Genomic DNA, 13,760 nt, shown 5'->3' on the forward strand with positions numbered 1-13,760 from the left:
GCGTGATCCGAAGGCCTATTTCTTGCGGAAGGCGTCGAGCGAGACCACTTCGGCGCCCTTGGTGGCGGCGTCCGCCGCCGCGGGCTTCTTCTCCGCCTCGGCGGCGGCCTTCTTCTCGGCCTTCGGCTTTTTCTCGGAGACGATGGTCAACGGCTCGGGCGTGGCTTGAGCGGCTGGTTCCTCGGCTGCACCGTCCGTCTTGACGTCGAATTCGAGCTCGAAGTTGACCGACGGATCATAGAAGCCGCGTACGGCCGAGAACGGGATTTCGAGCTTTTCCGGCACGTCGGAAAAGGACAGGCCGACCTCGAAGCCGGTGTCGGTCACCTTCAGGTCCCAATACTGGAACTGGATGACGATGGTCATCTGCTCGGGATAGCGCTCGCGCAGCCGCGACGACACGCGCACGCCCGGCGCGCCGGTCAGGAAGGTGATGAAGAAGTGGTGGTTGCCGGGGAGGCCGGTGCGCGCGACCTCGGCCAGGACCTTGCGCATGACGCCGCGCAACGCCTCCTGGGCCAGAATGTCGTAGCGGATGTGGTCGTCGGCCATGTGGCGGTCGGGTTCCGTTGAATCGTCCGCATAGCTGTAATCAAGCTTGAGGGCGGCGTAAACCTGATATAGACGCGCCGCCGCGTCGAAGCGAGGACTATTGCCAACGATTTGATCGGCAAGGCGGCTTGCCGGCAAGCGCAAATGTTATGCGTTAGCCAGCGCAGTGTGTTTTTTGGCGCTGCTCGGGGCAGGGCGCTTGCCGAAAGCGCGCAGGAAGGTGCGCACGCCATTCGTCGCCGATTGCACCACCTCGTCCTCGCGCGGCGTGCCGCCGAGCATGAAGGTGGTCTGCAGTTCGGCATTGACCAGGCCGAGGAACTGGCGTGCCGCCACGTCGGGGTCCGCGATCGACAGGTAACCGCCGTAGGCGAGGCGGGCAAAGCGCGCGGCGATTGCCGGCCATGTCCTGCCCGGTCCCTGTTCGCGCCATTCGGCAAACAGTTCGGGATAGCGCTCGCCTTCGGTCTGGATCAGCTTGCGCAGGCATTTTCCGTCGCGGTTGCAGATGCAGTTCTGGTTCAAGCGCACGGCAAAGCCGATCAGATCCGCCTCAAGATCGTTGGGCCGATCGGGGAAGGTGGCAATGGTGGCGAAGATGCCGGCATTGCAGCGTTCGGTCAGATCACGAACCACCGCGACGAACAGTTTCTCCTTGTCGCCGTGATGGTTGTAGATGGTCTGGCGCGAGACGCCGGCTTCGGCAGCGATCAGATCGATGTTGGCGCCGGCGAAACCTTCGCGGCAAAACACGGTGGCGGCGGAGTCGACGATCGACAGGCGCTTGGCCTCATGGCCGCGTGGCGGGAAAATGTCAGGAGAAACGTGCAGCTTCATGAAAAACTATATAGAGGTGATTGACGATTTAGACAAGAGTGTCTAAATTTGTGGACACAAGATTAACAGATTTCACGACGGGACGAATAGAATTCGCTCGTGGAGTGTCGGAACCTCATGGGATGGAACGTCCTAGGGTTAGACGTCGCCCGGCGGCGGCAACCAGATTGAAAGAAACCTTTATCATGAGTCCCAAATTCCTCCGCATTGCGGTCGTGCTCGGCCTGTTGTCCGCCATCGGCCCGTTTGCCATCGACATGTATCTGCCGGCGCTGCCGTCGATCGGCGCCGATCTGCATGCCGGCACCGCTGCCGTGCAGATGAGCCTGTTGATCTTCTTCCTGTCGATGGGTTTTGGCCAGATCGTCGTCGGGCCGATCTCCGACATGGTCGGCCGCAAGCTGCCGCTTTATGGCGGCCTCGCGCTGTTCATGGTCGGCGGCATCGGTTCGGCAATGGCGCCGACCATCGAATGGCTCATCGCTTTCCGCTTCCTGCAAGGCCTTGGCGCCAGCGCCGGCATGGCCGTTCCGCGCGCCATCGTGCGCGACCTGCACACCGGCAATGAGGCCGCCAAGCTGATGTCCTTGCTGATGCTGGTGTTCTCGGTGTCGCCGATCCTGGCGCCGCTGACCGGCAGCGTGATCATCGAGAATTTCGGCTGGCGCGCCGTGTTCTGGACGGTGACGGGCGCTGCTCTGCTCGCCACAATCCTTTTGGCGACCTCGCTCAAGGAGACTCGGCCGGTGGAAGACCGCGCCGGATCCTCCTTCGGTACCGCGCTGTCGGCCTATCGCTTGCTGATGGGCGACCGGAACTTCCTCGGCCTGACGGCGATCGCCGGCTTCGGTATTGCGAGCTTCTTCGTCTATCTGTCGAGCTCGTCGTTCATCCTGATCGACTATTACGGCCTGTCGCCTTCGGTCTACAGCGTGTTCTTCTCGATCAATGCGGTCGCCTTCATCGGCATGTCGCAAATGACGGGACTGCTGGCCGAGCGCTTCGGGCTGCGGCGCGTGGTGCGCGTCGCGGTGACCGGCTATGCCACGACGATGGTAGTGCTGTTTGCGGTGATGGCGACCGGCATCGACCGGCTCGACGTGATGGCGGCACTGCTGTTCGTCGGCTACGGCTTCCTCGGCCTGGTCATTCCGACCACTTCGGTGCTGGCCATGGAAGAGCATGGCGAGATCGCCGGCACGGCTTCGGCGCTGATGGGCACGCTGCATTTCGCGATCGGCGCACTCGCCATGGGTGTTGCCGGCGTGTTCTTCGACGGCACGCCGCTGCCGATGGTGGCCGGCATAACGCTGTGCGCGGTGATCTCATTCACGCTGGCCAAAGTCACGCTCGGCCGCTGGCGCGAAGCCGTCGAGGCGCCGGCGGAATAAGCGACCACAAACAAATGAAAAAGGCCGGGTTCACCCGGCCTTTTTCATGCCAATCCCGTCTCGGCCGACACAAAGCGCAGCCGCTCCTCGACCGGCGCCAAAGGCAGCGGGACAAGTTCATAACCCAGTTCCGTGTAGACGCCGATCAGCGCATGATAGGTGCGCTCGGCCTCCTCAAGCGTCTGCTTGCGCTCCTCATCCTGCGCGAAGATTTCCGGCCAGGGCGGAGCGACGAAGACGCGCGGATTGTAGCGGAAGCGCTCGGCGGCGGAGCTGACATGCCGGGGCACCGGCAGGCCGCTCAGCCTGAGATAGCCAAGCGTGTCCGGCACGCCGCGGTCGAAAAAGACAGGGCGCCCGGTCTGTTCGCGCGCAGCCTGATACGAGCGCATCTCCCACGACAGCATCAGTTCGGCAAGCAGCGCCCGATCGCGCCAGGGCAAAGCAGTCCCGCCTATGTCGGACTGGTCGCGGATAATGCCACGCCCGGCTTCGAGCGAGGTGGCAAAGCCTGCCCGGCGCAGGGCTTCGATCAAAGTGGTCTTGCCGGAGCCGGGACCGCCGGTCAGCACGAAGAATCGATCGGAATCGTTTTGCATGTTTCGTCCCTAGAGAAGGGCACGCGGCGGGGCGCCTTCGCGGCCATCGGCCATCCGAAGGTCTGGCCAGCGGGAGTTGCCGTTGCGCGTGACGCATATCGAAGGAGGGGAGAAGTGGAGGTTTCTGTTGCCAGGTACCTCCGAACCCCGCCTAGAAGTGCGAACCTCTAGGGCTTGATTTGAAGCTATCGCACCGCTTACGCGGCGAGACGTGCTTCCGCATAGTTGTCATTTGCAACTACAGGTTTAGCCCGATGACGGTGGTACCATGCCGGGCAAAAGTACGATCTTTACACCTTCGTCGATCCTATTTCGCCCCCAGCAAAAACCGCTCTGTCGCCGACAGCGGCTTTTGGTGGAGGCGCCGGGTACCGCCCCCGGGTCCGAACGGCTTATTTCATCGCCCATTTATCGCCATAGTCGGTCAAGCCGACAAACCGAATATAGGGGGCCATCGCAAGAAATGAAAGGCCGCAATGGCACTTTGTCCCCGTGTCAAAACCGCATCTCCTAAGGGTTGACTTGGGCGCGGTCTCAACCGAAGCTTTGCCACGGTGAGGAGTTACCGACCTAGCGCACAAGTTGCAGCAGCGCGCCACAGCCCTCATCGTTCGGATCCGTGGCGCCGACGAGGGGAATTTTGATGGCCGACTATCTTGCAGACGTGAAGAAATACGACGCTGGCGCCAGTGCGGATGCGGTCGAAAAGATCGTAAAGCACCTGGGCATCGCGCTCAGGAACCGTGATTCCTCGCTGGTATCCTGCACCGACCCAAAGGAACTCGGTCGTGTCAGGGACAACTGGGTCGCCAAGAAGCTCGGCATCGCCGATGCCGGCAAGGCCGACGCAGCCATCGAAAAGACCTGCAAGGCGATGGCGGCCGATAACACCAAGAGCCGGGTTACCTTCTACTACCTAGTTGCGAAGGACCTGGGCAAGCTCGGCTCCCTCTGACAAGCGCGCGTCAATTTGCAGGGCTGGCGCGGTCTAGGCGCCAGCCGGTGATGTTGTTGGGGACTGGCTGGCTTCGGGCAGGGCTCACGCTGCTTTGTGGTGTTCGATTGCCTGCCCGTCAGCTATGATGGCTGGACAACCGAATCGAGCCGGAACCGATGCGCCAGTATCTCGACCTCCTGCAGCATGTGCTGGACAACGGCGCTGATCGCGGCGACCGCACCGGCACGGGAACGCGCTCCGTCTTCGGCTACCAGATGCGTTTCGACCTGGCGCGCGGCTTTCCGGTCACCACCACCAAGAAGCTGCATCTCAAGTCGATCATCCATGAGCTTTTGTGGTTCCTGGCCGGCGACACCAACATCAAATACCTCACCGATAACGGCGTTTCGATCTGGGACGAATGGGCCGACGAGAACGGCGATCTCGGCCCGGTCTACGGCAAGCAGTGGCGTTCCTGGCCGGATGGCCATGGCGGCTCGATCGACCAGATCGCGAATCTTCTCAAGGAGATACGCAAAAATCCTCAATCGCGGCGGCTGATCGTTTCGGCGTGGAATCCGGCCGAGGTGGAAGCGATGGCGCTGCCGCCCTGCCACTGCCTGTTCCAGTTCTACGTTTCGGAAGGGCGGCTTTCATGCCAACTCTACCAGCGTTCGGCCGATATCTTCCTCGGCGTTCCGTTCAACATCGCTTCCTACGCACTGCTGACGCTGATGGTGGCGCAGGTCACCGGGCTGAAACCGGGCGATTTTGTCCACACGCTTGGTGACGCGCATCTCTACTCGAACCATTTCGAGCAGGCGCGCGAGCAATTGCGGCGTACGCCGAGGGCGCTGCCGACGATGTGGATCAATCCGGAGGTGAAGGACCTGTTCGCCTTTCGCTTCGAGGATTTCCGGCTGGAAAACTACATCGCCGATGCGTCGATCAAAGCGCCGATCGCTGTCTAAGGCATGTTGATATTCAGGTGATGCCGACCTGCAAAGGGCAGTCTCCTGCGCTTCCGGTGCTCACGTACGAAATGTACGCTCCGCTCCGGTTCTCGGAACCCACCGTTTTCGACTCGGCCTGACCTGAATCTCAACACACCTAGGCCCCAATAGCGGGTTTGCACGGTGGCTCCCTTGACGATCACGGTAGTCGTTCCCTTGGGGATGTTGCGGGCACTGATCTTCATCGGGGTTCCCTTTCCAGGGTCTCTCTGCTGATCTTACCGGAACTATCGGTGTCGCATAGACGCTTTCGTAGGGCGTCGGGCCTTCCCTTGTTATATTCATCCGGATATATCGGTTGGCAGGCTTCGAGCCGACCGGATTTCAAAGCAGGGAGAGTTTTCCATGACGGGCAAAGGTTTCGGGTTGAGGGCGATCGCCATGGGCGGTTTTGCTGCGACTTTGATGGCCGTCGTGCCGGCAGCACATGCGGAAGACAAAGTGGTGGTGTTTGCCGCGGCCAGCCTCAAGGACGCGCTCGACGCGGTGAACAAGGCCTGCGAGGCCGATGTCGGCGAGGCCGCGACCGTTTCCTACGCCGCAAGCTCGGCGCTGGCGAAGCAGATCGAGGGCGGGGCGCCGGCCGACATCTTCATCTCGGCCGACCTCGACTGGATGAAATATCTGTCCGACAAGAAGCTGATCAATCCCGACACAGAAGTGAAGCTGCTCGGCAACGAGATCGTGCTGGTGGCGCCGAAGGACTCGACTGTTGAGACCAAGATCGAGAGGGGCTTCGACCTCGCCAAGCTGATCGGCGACGGCAAGCTCGCCATGGGCGATTTCAAGGCGGTGCCGGCCGGCAGATACGGCAAGGCCGCACTCGAATCGCTTGGTGTCTGGTCCTCGGTCGAAGGCAAGGTGGCGCAGGCCGAGAATGTGCGCGCCGCGCTGAAGCTGGTTTCGACGGGCGAAGCAGCCCTTGGCCTCGTGTACGCCACCGACGCGCATGCCGAAAAGGGCGTCAAGGTGGTCGGCACCTTCCCGGAGGATTCGCATCCGCCGATCATCTATCCGGTTGCCCAGACCGCCGATTCGAAGGACAAGGATACGCCGGCTTTCCTGAAATGCCTGCAGTCGGCCGAGGCCGGCGCGCTGTTCAAGGATCAGGGTTTTACCGTGCTCGCGCCGAGCAACTGAGTTCCAAGGGGCTTCATCTCGCATATGAACTGGCTGCTGGACCTCACTCCCGACGAATGGAATGCGGTCCGGCTGTCCATCAAGGTGGCGACGGTGGCGATGCTCGCCAGCCTGCCGCCGGGCATATTGATCGCGCTGCTGCTTGCGCGAGGGCAATTCTGGGGCAAGACGCTGCTCAATGGGCTGGTGCATCTGCCGCTGATCCTGCCACCCGTGGTGACCGGCTATTTGCTGCTGCTGACCTTTGGCCGGCGCGGCCCGGCCGGCGCCTTCCTGGCCGAGCATTTCGGTATTGTTTTCTCCTTCCGCTGGACGGGTGCGGCACTCGCTTGCGGCATCATGGGCTTTCCCCTGATGGTGCGGGCGATCAGGCTGTCGATCGAGGCGGTGGACCGCAAGATGGAAGCGGCGGCGGGAACGCTCGGCGCCAATCCACTCTGGGTGTTCGCCACCATCACGCTGCCGCTGATCCTGCCTGGGCTGATCGCCGGCGCCATCCTGGCCTTCGCCAAGGCGATGGGCGAGTTCGGCGCGACCATCACTTTCGTCTCCAACATTCCCAATGAGACGCAGACATTGCCGTCGGCGATCTACACCTTCACGCAGGTGCCGGGTGGCGATGAAGGCGCGCTTCGTCTGACGCTGATTTCCATCGTCATTTCGATGGCCGCACTGGTGGCTTCGGAAGTGCTGGCGCGGCGTGTCGGCCGGCGGATGGACATCGAATGAGCGTTCTCGTCGACATCAGCCACCGGCTGGGCGGTTTCGCCATCGACGCCCGCTTCGAGAGTGCCGGGCGGCTGACGGCGCTGTTCGGGCCGTCGGGGTCGGGCAAGACCACGCTGATCAACATGATCGCCGGGCTAATCCGGCCCGAAGAGGGACGCATCGAGGTCGACGGCCGCGTGCTGGTCGACACGGATGCCGGCATTTTCGTGCCGAAGCACAAGCGCCGTATCGGCATGGTGTTCCAGGATGCGCGTCTGTTTCCGCATATGAGCGTGGCCAGCAATCTGCGTTACGGCCTCTGGTTCACGCCGCCGGCGCAGCGCTATGCGGATATGGCTGCCGTCGTCGAGCTGCTCGGCATTGGCCCGCTGCTGGACCGGCGGCCGGCAAAGCTCTCGGGCGGCGAGAAGCAGCGCGTGGCGATCGGCCGGGCACTTCTGGCCAGCCCCAGACTGCTCCTCATGGACGAGCCGTTGGCCTCGCTCGACGAGGCGCGCAAGGCCGAAATCCTGCCCTATATCGAACGGCTGCGCGATGAGACGAAAATCCCGATCGTCTATGTCAGCCATTCCGTCGCCGAGGTGGCGCGGCTGGCCAGCGACGTGGTGATGCTGGCGCAAGGCAATATCATCGCCAGCGGACCGACCGAGGCCGTGATGCAAAGGCTCGACCTGTTGCCGGTGGAAGAGCGCGGCGAAGGCGGCGCTGTGCTGGACACCAGGGTGCTGCGTCATGACGAGACTTTCGGCATGACCGTGCTCGGCTCGGCGGCAGGCGAGATCCGCGTGCCGCGGCTGGCGGTGAAGGCGGGGGCGCCGGTGCGCGTTCGCATCCGTGCCCGCGATGTGATGATCGCCACCGAACATCCGGCAGGCCTCAGCGCGCTCAACATCCTGCCGGGAACCATTACCGCGATAAGCCCCGGTGAGGGTCCGGCGGTCGAGGTCGGTATCGACTGCAACGGCGCAACCGTGCTTGCCCGCATCACCGAACAGTCGCGGCAGACGCTGAAGCTCCATCTTGGCGGCAGGGTTTTCGCGGTGGTCAAGACAGTGAGCTTCGACAGGGCCAACACCGGCGTCGGGCTGCCCGCCGAGGCGGATGGATGATCACCGCTATGTCTTTTTGGAATAGCGGTTTCGCCAGGGAGCTTCTAGAATGGGATCGGGTGTGACCGCGGAGGAGCAAAAATGCCGTCGCTGAGCTTGCGGATAAATCTCGACCCCAACGGACGCATCGGACCCGGCAAGGTCGAACTCCTGGAACAGATTGCCGCCTTCGGCTCGATCTCGGCCGCGGCGCGCGGCATGGAGATGTCCTACAAGCACGCCTGGGACCTGGTCGAGGACATGAACCGGGTGTTCGGCAAGCCGCTGGTGGCGGCGCAGACCGGTGGCCGCAAGGGCGGCGGTGCGCAACTGACGGCCGTGGGGCTGGCAGTGGTCAGCCGCTTCCGCGCCATCGAGCGTGCGGCGGCCGCCGCGGCAGCGACGCATATGGAGGCACTGCAGGCGGAGATTGATGCTGGATAGGGAGTAGGGACTAGTCGTCTTCTCCTGACTTGCGCAGCAGATAGGTGTCCATGATCCAGCCCTTTCTTTTGCGGGCTTCTTCCCTCGTCTTCTCAATTTCTTCGCCGACATCGCCTAGGCGGCCGGAGAGGGTGATTTCGTCCTTAGTGCCGAGATAAGCGCCCCAGTGGATGATCAGATCCTTGTCGGCCAGCGTGTTGAAGGCGCATTTGCCGTCCAGCAGGACGACCGCGCTGCCGGCATTGTCCGGCATGCCTTCCTCGGTCAGGCGGCGGCCGGTGGTGATGAGGACGGAATCGCCAATGCGATTCAGAGCCATCTTGTGGCTGGCGGCAAGTGCCTGGACAGCGGTGATGCCAGGTATCACCTCAAGCTCGAACGCGACATTGCCTCGCAAGCGCACGCGCTCGAGGATGCGCAACGCGCTATCATAGAGCGAAGGATCGCCCCAGATCAGGAAGGCACCGCAGCCATCCTCTGCAATCTCGTCGCGGATCAGGCTCTCGTAGATCGCGGCGATGGCTTCATGCCAATCATCGACGGTCGAGCGATAGGAGAGGTCCGGCCCATTTTCTACTGGCAGGTCGCGCACGGGCACGTCGAATTCGACACGGCGTGACTTCGGATTGGTGACGAAGCGGTCGCAGATATGACGGCGCAGCTCGGCAAGGTCGTTCTTTTTCTCCCCCTTGTCGGGAATGAAAAGCACATCTGCCTGGTTCAGGCCTGATATGGCCTGAACGGTCATATGGTCGGCATTGCCGGCGCCGATGCCGATGACGAGAAGCTTGCGCATGGACGAACTCCTGCCCGATCGGAACCTGTTAGTCCAGACCGCGTGGTCCAGACCCGTTTGGTGCGCCCGCGAATGCGGAAGGGCTTTGAAACGCGACATTGAAACGGCTAGGGTCGTCAGGGCATTCTAGCCGAGGGGGCTTCCATGTTGCGATATGTTCTGACCGCCGTGCTGGCCCTGTCGGCCGCGCCCGCCCTTGCCAATGATTCGGTTGCCGAACTTGGCACCGGCGGCCTGATCCTGTCGCGCAGCGACGCCGTGGCGATGCAAAGCGAGGACCTCTTCATCTCGCCGGAAAAGGTGACGGTCGACTACGTCTTCCACAACAACACAGACAAGGACGTCGACGCCATCGTAGCTTTCCCGATGCCCGATATCTCAGGCAATCCCGAAGAGATCCCGGCGATCCCTGAAAATCAGAGCGACAATTTTCTCGGTTTCGAGGTGACGACCGATGGCGCGCCGGCAAAGCCGCAGCTCGAGCAGAAGGTTTTGGCGCTCGGCATCGACGTCAGCGCCGAGCTGAAGGCGCAGAATGTGCCATTCTATCCATTCGGCGATGCGGCGCAGGCGGCCCTGGCGAAGCTGCCGCAGGCGGTTACCGATGATTGGGTCAATCGCGGCATCATCATCGAGGACAGCGGCAGCGACGGCACCGAGACGAACAAGGTCTACACGCCGTTCTGGCAATTGCGTTCGACCTATTGGTGGCGTTCGACCTTTCCGGCCAACAAGGACGTCCACGTGTCCCACCGCTACAAGCCGAGCGTCGGCGGCACGTCTTCGGTCAGCTTTTTCTACGACGACAAGTTCCAGGGGCAGTACGCCACCTACAAGACGCGCTACTGCATGGACGACACATTCGAGAACGCGGTGCGCAAGGCGGCCAAGGATGGTCCAGACGGCTATCCGCAGTACAACGAAAGCCGCATCGCTTATATCCTGACCACTGGCGGCAACTGGGCGGCAGGCACGATCGGCAAGTTCAAGCTGACGGTCGACAAGGGCAATCCGAGAGCCCTGGTCTCGTTCTGCGGCGACAATGTCAAAAAGGTCGGGCCGACGACATTCGAGATGACGGCGGATGATTTCTATCCCGAGCACGACATCGACATCCTGATCCTCGATCCAACGGACGGCAACTGATGCACGTCGCAATCTACGTTGCCATTGCCGAGAACGGCGTGATCGGGCGAGACGGCGGGTTGCCCTGGCGGCTCTCCACCGACCTCAAGCGCTTCAAGGCCGATACGATGGGCAAGCCCATCATCATGGGCCGCAAGACCTATGTGGGCATCGGCCGGCCGCTGCCGGGCAGGCTGAACATCGTCGTCACCCGCGACAAGGCCTGGCGCGCCGAGGGCGTCGAGGTGGCGCATTCGCTCGAAGCCGCGATCCAGCTGGCAACGGTGCGCGGGCGCTGCATGGTCGGTGTGGACGAGGTCTGCGTCATCGGCGGCGGCGAAATCTATGCCCAGGCGCTGTTGCTGGCTGACCGGCTGCACGTCACCCATGTGCTGGCAGCGGTCGACGGCGATGCGCATTTCCCGCGGATCGATCCGGATTCCTGGCGCGTTGTCAGCTCGCAGGAGGTTCCAGCCGGGGAAAAGGACAGCCACGCGACGCGCTATTCGGTTTACGAGCGCGGCCGCGAGAGACATTGAATGATAAATGGGGCATTGAAGGAAGACAAAGGGTCGCGACCGGACCAAATCGGACGAAGTCGACAACGCATCGCGTTGAAAGCGCCTCGTGGCGTCCCTATAGAAGAACGATACTGGATTTTGCGCCGTAATACCGGCGCTTGAGGGAATTCCAAGCGAAAGGACATTCATGCCCTGGAACGATAAGAGCGGCGGTGGCGGCGGCCCATGGGGCGGCGGCGGCGGCAATCAGGGACCCTGGGGGCAGGGACCAAAGGGACCGAGCGGCCCACAAGGCTCGCCTCCCGATCTCGAAGACATTATCCGCCGCGGCCAGGACCGGCTGAGGCGCGCTCTGCCGGGTGGCGGTGGCGCAAGCCCGGCTATTTTCGCGCTGATCGCGGCGGCACTCGTGGTGCTGTGGGCGTTCAAGGCGGTTTACACCGTGCAGCCCGACGAGGTCGCGGTCGAACTGCGCTTCGGCAAGCCGAAGGCCGAACTGTCGCAGCCCGGCCTGCATTTCCATTGGTGGCCGCTCGAAACCGTCGAGACAGCCAAGATTTCCGAGCAGCTCGTCGATATCGGCGGCGGCGGCGCGACGAGTGGCAACACGTCCGGGCTGATGCTTACCGGCGACCAGAACATCGTCAACGTCCAGTTCTCGGTGGCCTATCAGGTCTCCGACCCGCGCGCGTATCTGTTCGACGTGTCCGATCCCGACGGCATGCTGCGGCAGGTTGCCGAAAGCGCCATGCGTGAAGCCGTCGGCCGCCGGCCGGCGCAGGACATCTTCCGCGACGACCGCCAGGGCATTGCCGCCTCGGTGCGTGAAATCATCCAGACGACGCTGGACGGCTACAAGGCCGGTCTCAACGTCAATGCCGTCTCGATCGAGGATGCGGCACCGCCACGCGAAGTGGCCGATGCGTTCGACGAGGTGCAGCGCGCCGAGCAGGACGAAGACAAGTTCGTCGAGCAGGCCAATCAGTACTCCAACCAGAAGCTCGGCCAGGCACGCGGCGAGGCCGCACAGATCCGCGAAGACGCGGCCGCCTACAAGAACCGGGTCGTGCAGGAAGCCGAAGGCGAGGCGCAGCGCTTCATCTCGGTCTATAACGAGTATGCCAAGGCGCCCGACGTGACACGCAAGCGCCTCTACCTCGAAACCATGGAGAAGGTTCTGAAGGATTCCACCAAGGTCATCGTCGAGCAAGGCAACGGGCAGGGTGTTGTGCCCTATCTGCCGCTGCCGGCATTGCAGCCGAAAGCGCCGCCACCAGCCGCTCCTGCTGGCGCTACGGGAGGTAACCAGTGATGGCCAACCGTCTCCCCATCATCGTCGTCGCAGCAGCGATCATCCTGTTCCTGCTCTATTCTTCGGTCTTCGTGGTCAATGCGCGCCAGCAGGCGCTGGTGCTCAGGTTCGGCGAGATCGTCGACGTCAAGAGCAAACCCGGCATCTACTTCAAGGCGCCGTTCTCGTTCTTTGACGCCGATACGGTGCAGCTGATCGAGAACCGGGTGCTGCGCTTCGACCTCGACAACATTCGCGTCCAGGTGTCGGGCGGCAAGTTCTATGAGGTAGACGCCTTCATCGCCTATCGCATCTCGGATCCGCGCGTCTTCCGCTCTGCCGTGTCCGGTCAGATCGAGCTGGCCGAAGCCCGGCTCAGGACGCGTCTCGACGCTGCCTTGCGCCGCGTCTACGGTCTGCGCGATTTCGAAGCCGCACTCTCCGAACAGCGCGCCGTGATGATGCGCGAAGTCCGCGATCAGCTCAGGCCCGACGCCACGTCGCTTGGCCTGCAGATCGAGGATGTCCGCATTCGCCGCACCGATCTCACTGCCGAGGTTTCGCAACAGACCTACGACCGCATGAAGGCGGAACGCCTGGCAGAGGCTGCGCGGCTGAGGGCGCGCGGCAATGAAGCGGCACAGCGCATCACGGCCCGCGCCGATCGCGAAGTGGTCGAGATCGTCGCCGAGGCGCAGAAAGAGTCGGAAATCCTGCGCGGCGAGGGCGAAGCCCAGCGCAGTGCCACCTTCGCGGGAGCGTATCAGCGCGATCCGGCCTTCTTCGACTTCTACCGGTCGATGAATGCCTATGGCACGGCGCTGGACAACACCGGGACGACGATGGTGCTGTCGCCGAACTCGGAGTTCTTCCGCTTCTTCCGCAATCCCGACGGCAGCGAGGCGCCGGCGAAGCCGGTTTCGCCGGCCCCAACCGCTCCGGCGCCGGCACCTGCCGCGCCGGCGACACAGCCAAGCACCGGCCAGTAGCTGCCGGTGCAGGATTTTCTCGCCGCCATGGGTCTTGTCCTTGTGATAGAAGGTCTTGTCTATGGCGGCTTTCCCGGCCTTGCCAGGAAGCTTGCCACCGAAGTGCTGTCGCTGCCCGAGAACGCGCTGCGGATTGCCGGGCTGGCGGCGATCGGCATCGGTGTCGGCATCGTCTGGCTGGTGCGAGGCGGATGACGGCGGCGAGCTACGATCCCGGGATACGAGCTTCGATCCTGGGATACGAGTTTCGATCCGGGATAATTGATGATTTATCCTCTGCCGATAGTCGTAGCCGCAAACGTGCCGTA

General features: G+C 62.7%; 16 protein-coding genes and 1 other RNA gene. 12 read left to right on the top strand and 5 right to left on the bottom strand.

Annotated features, from left to right (window positions below; translation table 11 throughout):
* Positions 1 to 15 precede the first annotated feature (15 nt).
* Entirely contained in the window at positions 16 to 552 is a 537-nt protein-coding gene (locus tag ASD12_RS06330; protein ID WP_056583103.1) for an SspB family protein, read from the bottom strand.
* A 147-nt stretch (positions 553 to 699) separates the two neighbouring features.
* Positions 700 to 1,389 carry a TetR/AcrR family transcriptional regulator gene (locus tag ASD12_RS06335; protein ID WP_056583008.1) on the bottom strand — a complete coding sequence of 230 codons (690 nt, stop codon included), beginning with the start codon at positions 1,387 to 1,389 and terminating at the stop codon, positions 700 to 702.
* Between the two features lie 185 nt (positions 1,390 to 1,574).
* On the opposite strand from ASD12_RS06335, the gene ASD12_RS06340 reads away from it, so the two are divergent.
* Positions 1,575 to 2,780 (top strand): multidrug effflux MFS transporter, encoded by a 1,206-nt coding sequence (locus ASD12_RS06340; RefSeq protein ID WP_056583010.1) that lies wholly within the window; start codon positions 1,575 to 1,577, stop codon positions 2,778 to 2,780.
* 44 nt (positions 2,781 to 2,824) lie between these two features.
* Here the strand turns inward: ASD12_RS06340 and ASD12_RS06345 are convergent, their stop codons facing one another.
* Entirely contained in the window at positions 2,825 to 3,379 is a 555-nt protein-coding gene (locus ASD12_RS06345; RefSeq protein WP_056583012.1) for an AAA family ATPase, read from the bottom strand.
* Between the two features lie 113 nt (positions 3,380 to 3,492).
* Positions 3,493 to 3,852, bottom strand: a transfer-messenger RNA (tmRNA) gene (gene ssrA / locus ASD12_RS32800).
* Between the two features lie 170 nt (positions 3,853 to 4,022).
* Here ssrA and ASD12_RS06350 point away from each other — a divergent pair.
* The 6 genes from ASD12_RS06350 (at position 4,023) to ASD12_RS06375 (ending at position 8,730) form a co-directional block, all read left to right on the top strand.
* Complete coding sequence (locus ASD12_RS06350) at positions 4,023 to 4,334, top strand: DUF2853 family protein (protein ID WP_056583014.1); 312 nt, start codon at positions 4,023 to 4,025, stop codon at positions 4,332 to 4,334.
* A gap of 158 nt (positions 4,335 to 4,492) precedes the next feature.
* Complete coding sequence (locus ASD12_RS06355; protein WP_056583016.1) at positions 4,493 to 5,287, top strand: thymidylate synthase; 795 nt, start codon at positions 4,493 to 4,495, stop codon at positions 5,285 to 5,287.
* 387 nt (positions 5,288 to 5,674) lie between these two features.
* Complete coding sequence (modA, locus tag ASD12_RS06360) at positions 5,675 to 6,469, top strand: molybdate ABC transporter substrate-binding protein (protein WP_056583018.1); 795 nt, start codon at positions 5,675 to 5,677, stop codon at positions 6,467 to 6,469.
* A 24-nt stretch (positions 6,470 to 6,493) separates the two neighbouring features.
* Positions 6,494 to 7,198, top strand: coding sequence for a molybdate ABC transporter permease subunit (gene modB, locus ASD12_RS06365; protein WP_006335875.1), 705 nt, complete (start codon positions 6,494 to 6,496; stop codon positions 7,196 to 7,198).
* Positions 7,195 to 8,307, top strand: coding sequence for a molybdenum ABC transporter ATP-binding protein (modC, locus tag ASD12_RS06370; RefSeq protein ID WP_056583020.1), 1,113 nt, complete (start codon positions 7,195 to 7,197; stop codon positions 8,305 to 8,307). Before modB ends, modC begins: the two co-directional genes overlap by 4 nt.
* Positions 8,308 to 8,388: 81 nt before the next feature.
* Positions 8,389 to 8,730, top strand: a complete 342-nt coding sequence (locus ASD12_RS06375; protein WP_056583023.1) for a winged helix-turn-helix domain-containing protein — start codon at positions 8,389 to 8,391, stop codon at positions 8,728 to 8,730.
* 10 nt (positions 8,731 to 8,740) lie between these two features.
* On the opposite strand, the gene cobF is transcribed toward ASD12_RS06375, so the two are convergent.
* On the bottom strand, positions 8,741 to 9,526 hold the full coding sequence (cobF, locus tag ASD12_RS06380; RefSeq protein WP_056583025.1) for a precorrin-6A synthase (deacetylating): 786 nt from the start codon (positions 9,524 to 9,526) through the stop codon (positions 8,741 to 8,743).
* A gap of 144 nt (positions 9,527 to 9,670) precedes the next feature.
* Between cobF and ASD12_RS06385 the strand changes: the two genes are divergently transcribed.
* The 5 genes from ASD12_RS06385 to ASD12_RS06405 all read left to right on the top strand — a co-directional run bounded on the left by ASD12_RS06385 (position 9,671) and on the right by ASD12_RS06405 (position 13,647).
* Positions 9,671 to 10,672 (top strand): DUF4424 domain-containing protein, encoded by a 1,002-nt coding sequence (locus ASD12_RS06385; protein ID WP_056583026.1) that lies wholly within the window; start codon positions 9,671 to 9,673, stop codon positions 10,670 to 10,672.
* Positions 10,672 to 11,190, top strand: coding sequence for a dihydrofolate reductase (locus ASD12_RS06390; RefSeq protein WP_056583028.1), 519 nt, complete (start codon positions 10,672 to 10,674; stop codon positions 11,188 to 11,190). The genes ASD12_RS06385 and ASD12_RS06390 overlap by 1 nt, the downstream gene beginning before the upstream one ends.
* A 169-nt stretch (positions 11,191 to 11,359) precedes the next feature.
* On the top strand, positions 11,360 to 12,484 hold the full coding sequence (gene hflK / locus ASD12_RS06395; RefSeq protein WP_056583029.1) for an FtsH protease activity modulator HflK: 1,125 nt from the start codon (positions 11,360 to 11,362) through the stop codon (positions 12,482 to 12,484).
* On the top strand, positions 12,484 to 13,452 hold the full coding sequence (locus tag ASD12_RS06400; RefSeq protein WP_056583030.1) for a protease modulator HflC: 969 nt from the start codon (positions 12,484 to 12,486) through the stop codon (positions 13,450 to 13,452). The genes hflK and ASD12_RS06400 overlap by 1 nt, the downstream gene beginning before the upstream one ends.
* Positions 13,453 to 13,458: 6 nt before the next feature.
* The gene (locus ASD12_RS06405; RefSeq protein ID WP_056583032.1) at positions 13,459 to 13,647 is read left to right on the top strand and encodes a DUF2065 domain-containing protein; all 189 of its coding nucleotides are present in this window, start codon (positions 13,459 to 13,461) and stop codon (positions 13,645 to 13,647) included.
* The last annotated feature ends 113 nt before the right edge of the window (positions 13,648 to 13,760 follow it).

It is taken from the genome of Mesorhizobium sp. Root102, assembly GCF_001425625.1.
GTDB lineage: Bacteria > Pseudomonadota > Alphaproteobacteria > Rhizobiales > Rhizobiaceae > Mesorhizobium.